5 protein-coding genes are annotated in these 4453 nt (G+C 46.2%); all 5 read left to right on the plus strand.

The genetic code is table 11. From position 1 onward, the window contains the following. Positions 1-303: 303 nt before the first annotated feature. Positions 304-558, plus strand: a complete 255-nt coding sequence (locus tag ACLFWI_RS27430) for a NifU family protein (protein WP_446409827.1) — start codon at positions 304-306, stop codon at positions 556-558. A 103-nt stretch (positions 559-661) separates the two neighbouring features. Next, positions 662-2908: a glycoside hydrolase gene (locus tag ACLFWI_RS27435; protein ID WP_446415568.1), complete on the plus strand. Its 2247-nt coding sequence runs from the start codon at positions 662-664 to the stop codon at positions 2906-2908. Positions 2909-3001: 93 nt separating this feature from the next. Continuing rightward, the gene (locus tag ACLFWI_RS27440; RefSeq protein ID WP_446415569.1) at positions 3002-3361 is read left to right on the plus strand and encodes a four helix bundle protein; all 360 of its coding nucleotides are present in this window, start codon (positions 3002-3004) and stop codon (positions 3359-3361) included. A gap of 401 nt (positions 3362-3762) precedes the next feature. Further along, the gene (locus tag ACLFWI_RS27445; RefSeq protein WP_446409825.1) at positions 3763-4065 is read left to right on the plus strand and encodes a type II toxin-antitoxin system RelE family toxin; all 303 of its coding nucleotides are present in this window, start codon (positions 3763-3765) and stop codon (positions 4063-4065) included. Further along, positions 4062-4316, plus strand: coding sequence for a hypothetical protein (locus ACLFWI_RS27450; protein WP_446409824.1), 255 nt, complete (start codon positions 4062-4064; stop codon positions 4314-4316). The genes ACLFWI_RS27445 and ACLFWI_RS27450 overlap by 4 nt, the downstream gene beginning before the upstream one ends. The last annotated feature ends 137 nt before the right edge of the window (positions 4317-4453 follow it).

The following is a 4453-nucleotide window of genomic DNA, read 5'->3' on the forward strand; positions in this document are numbered from 1 at the left end:
AGCATCTTGCTCGCTACTAAGCATCTTGCTCGCTACTAAGCATCTTGCTCGCTACTAATACCCAATTTAAAGGCATGACTGCTTATCAGTCATTATCGGACACCGCGTACCTTTAGAAAAGGGCGAGTCGAGATAGATTAATTCTCTCACCACCTGCGATATGCAGCGACTCGCCCCTACAACCTCGATAATCCTGACAATCCCGATAAGTCCAACAAATTATTGGTTCATACACCAAGTTTTATTCAAAAATCTCAAAGAACGCTAGGATTGACTTAGTTGTGCTGTCAAACTCGGTGACTTATGTCTCAAACACTATCTCCCCCCTTGGCATTAACCTCGGAAAACGTCGAAGCCGTCCTCGATGAATTGCGTCCTTACCTGATGGCGGATGGCGGTAACGTTGATTTAGTTGAAATCGACGGTCCGATTGTAAAACTGCGGCTACAAGGTGCTTGTGGGTCTTGTCCCAGTTCTGCCATGACCCTGAAAATGGGAATTGAACGCCGCTTACGGGAATTTATCCCGGAAATCGTCGAAGTTGAACAAGTAATGTAATTATTCTGCGTTTTTAGTTTGGCGTTAAGGGTTAAGAGTTATAAAGTGAGAGAACTCCCCTCTTCACACCTAAGCTCTAGACCCTTAACTTTTACTGTTAACGATGAGTCATCCCTTATACGTCGCCTTTATCTGGCATCAGCATCAACCTCTCTATAAAAGTCGCAGCAGCGTGTCCGGCTCAAATGGACGATACCGTCTCCCTTGGGCGCGGCTGCATGGGACGAAAGATTATTTGGATTTAGTGCTATTGTTAGAGCGCTATCCGAAGTTACATCAAACGGTCAACTTGGTGCCATCGCTGATTTTGCAGTTGGAAGATTATATGGCGGGGACAGCCTTTGACCCCTATCTGGAGTTAGCCCTGACGCCGACTGACCAACTCAAGCCGGATCAACGACAGTTTATCGTTGAGCATTTTTTTGATGCCAATCACCGCACCTTGATTGACCCTCATCCTCGATATGCCGAGTTATACGAGATGCGGCAAGAAAAGGGAAAAATCTGGTGTGTGGATCATTGGACGCATCAGGATTTCAGCGATTTACTAGCATGGCACAACTTGGCGTGGATTGACCCGATATTCTGGGATGACCCAGAAATTGCCGCTTGGTTAGAGAAAGGACGAAACTTTACATTAAGCGATCGCCAACGGATTTATTCTAAACAACGAGATATCCTCAAGCGGATTATTCCTCAACATCGTAAGATGCAGGAGGCGGGTCAGCTAGAAGTGACCACAACGCCCTATACTCACCCGATTTTACCCTTACTCGCCGATACTCATTCCGGGCAAGTGGCGCTTCCGGAGATGACGTTACCCCTACAGCGCTTCCGCTGGGAAGAAGATATTCCCCGTCACCTGCAAAAAGCGTGGCGGATGTATGCACAACGATTTGGGCGGACGCCACGCGGCTTGTGGCCCTCAGAACAGTCGGTGAGTCCAGCCATTCTACCCTATATTGCTGAGGCGGGATTTAAGTGGATTTGTTCCGATGAGGCGGTATTGGGGTGGACAGTGCAGCACTTTTTCCACCGGGATGAAACGGGAACCCTAATGGAACCCACATTGTTATATCGCCCCTATCGCTTAGAAACACCCCAGGGAAACTTGGCTATTGTGTTTCGCGATCACCGCTTATCGGATTTAATTGGCTTTACTTATGGGGCAATGGAACCCAATCAGGCGTCAACGGATTTTGTCAGTCACTTAGAAGCCATTTCTCGTTCCATCCGCCGCCATCAGCAGCAGGGAGAGACTGGGTTAGATCAACCGTGGCTGGTAACGATTGCCTTAGATGGAGAGAATTGCTGGGAATTCTACCAAAAAGACGGGATTCCTTTCCTTACCTCACTGTATGAAAAACTCTCGGCGCATCCTCAGATAAAATTGGTCACGGTGTCGGAATTTCTGGATCAGTTTCCCCCCACTGCCACACTTCCAGCAGATCGACTCCATAGTGGATCATGGGTAGATGGTAGTTTTAGCACTTGGATTGGTGATCCAGTTAAGAATCGGGCGTGGGATTTACTTACCCAAGCACGGCAGACTTTAGCTAATCATCCCGAAGCTACACCGGAAAACAATCCTGAAGTCTGGGAAGCCTTGTATGCAGCAGAAGGATCAGATTGGTTCTGGTGGTTTGGTGAGGGTCATTCATCCAACCAAGATGCTATTTTTGACCAGTTATTCCGAGAACATTTAAGTGGGATTTATGAGGCATTAAATGAACCGATTCCGGCCAGTCTTAAGCAACCCCTAGACACCTACGAATCGAAAGGCGATCACCGACCGGAAACGTTTATTCATCCAGTAATTGATGGCTTTGGCGATGAGCAAGATTGGGATAAGGCAGGTCGCATAGAAGTGGGTGGCGCACGGGGAACGATGCACCGCAGCAGTCTGATTCAGCGGTTATGGTATGGTTTGGATCACCTGAATTTTTACCTGCGATTGGATTTTCAGGCAGGGATTAAAATTGGTCAGGATATTCCCCCAGAATTGCATTTATTATGGTTTTATCCGAATCGAACGGTTAATAATAGTCCAGCACCTTTAGCTGAGGTTCCCGATACTGCCCCGGTGAACTATTTGTTTCACCACCACTTAGGGATTAATTTGTTAACCGGTTCGACTTGGTTAGAAGAAGCCGCAGACTATTATCAATGGCATTCCCGCAAAAGTCGCGCCCAAGTTGCGTTGAAGCAATGTTTAGAGGTGGCTGTCCCCTGGGCAGATTTGCAGGTGGAGCCGGATTATCTGCTGCAGTTGGTGATGGTTTCTGCTGATAATGGCATTTTCCGCAGTTATATCCCAGAGGATAAATTTGTGGGGTTGCAGGTGCCATAAATGGGTTGATTGTTCATTGTTCATTGTTCATGGTTTTTTCGCTATGAATGATGAACAATTGAACCAATTGATGAGGAAAGGAGAATTGGAAGGATGACGGATTTCAGAAAATTGAAAGAATGGAATAAAGCTCATGAGTTAACGGTTGACGTTTATCAGGTGACTAGAGGGTTTCCAGAAGAGGAATTACTGGGGTTAACTCAACAGATTCGTCTGGCTTGTGCGGCGATTCCGATTAAAATTGCTCAGGGGTGCGATCGCGAGGAGGCGGAGGACAGACTCAGCTTCCTGCGGCTGGCGCGGGATGCGGCGATTGAGGTGGAGTATTATCTGCTGCTGTGTTATGAGTTGGAATTGCTTAGTGCTACAGATTATGATCGTTTGGTTAGTGGTGTGGTTGAGGTGAAAGAATTGTTGGAGTCTTTTATCCAAAACTTCTATGGGAATTTTTGAACGGCAACAGAAGAGGAAAGACGTTATCCTTGAGCAGATGAAGCCAGAGGTAATGCAGTAGATGAGTGCTTCTGTGGTTACAGTTTGACTTATCCGGATTTTTCGGGTATCTTATCTTTATTGTGGGAAAATGTGTGCGCCTATAAGGTTATTATAAGGTTATCCATAGAACTCAACGCGATCGCACAGTCTTTCCCCCTTAAAGATATACTCGGCACAGTTAGAACTTGAGTTTGTGTCATGCTGAGCGCAGTCGAGAGCGAAGCGAAAGGACAGAAGCGAAGCATCTCTCCAGATGCTGACGAGAAGTTCCCCGCTATAGCTTTACCCTTGTATCGGCAACAGGGTTTAGAATTATGATTCTGTGCGACCTTGGATAGGAGTATTGAGTTGCTAAACTTATGGCATACGGTATTGAGTTTGCTGAGTCAGTCAAGGAGCAACTCAGGTATTTATCCGCCAGAGAGCGTTCTTTAGTATTTGAGTCTATTGAAGAACAGCTTGGATATGAACCTTTGAGGGAAACTCGCAATCGTAAATTGCTTCGTCCCAATCCTATTGCACCTTGGGAGTTACGGATTGGTAATTTGCGAGTGTTTTATGAGGTTGTTATTCAAGAGTCGGATGTCGTGCGGGTATTAGCTGTGGGTCGAAAGGAAGGCAATCTATTAATCATTGCAGGGAAGGAGGTTAAACTTTCATGAAAACTATTGAACTTTCAACAGCATCCCAGCCTTTGTCAGCTTATGTAGAGGATTTCGGGAATGAAGTGGTGGTATTGACGTTGCATGGTAAAGCGATCGCGGCGGTTGTTTCTTTGAACGATGAGGATGGAGAGTCGTTGTCGCTTTCTTTGAATCCAGAGTTTATGGAGATTATAGAAAAGGCTAGGGAAGAGTTTCGATTGGGGAAGACGTTATCCCTTGAGCAGATGAAGCGAGAGGTGATGCAGTAGATGAGTGCTTCTATTATTTATTACAGTTTAAGTCTTTCTGAGTTCTCTCTCGGTTTGTCTAAGTGTAGGGGCGGGCGATTCCTTCGGGAAGTTTCCCTAACGCACTGAGAAAAATATCGCATATCTTGGAGTCTGGG

This window comes from Coleofasciculus sp. (assembly GCF_046539235.1).
Taxonomy (GTDB): domain Bacteria; phylum Cyanobacteriota; class Cyanobacteriia; order Cyanobacteriales; family Coleofasciculaceae; genus Coleofasciculus.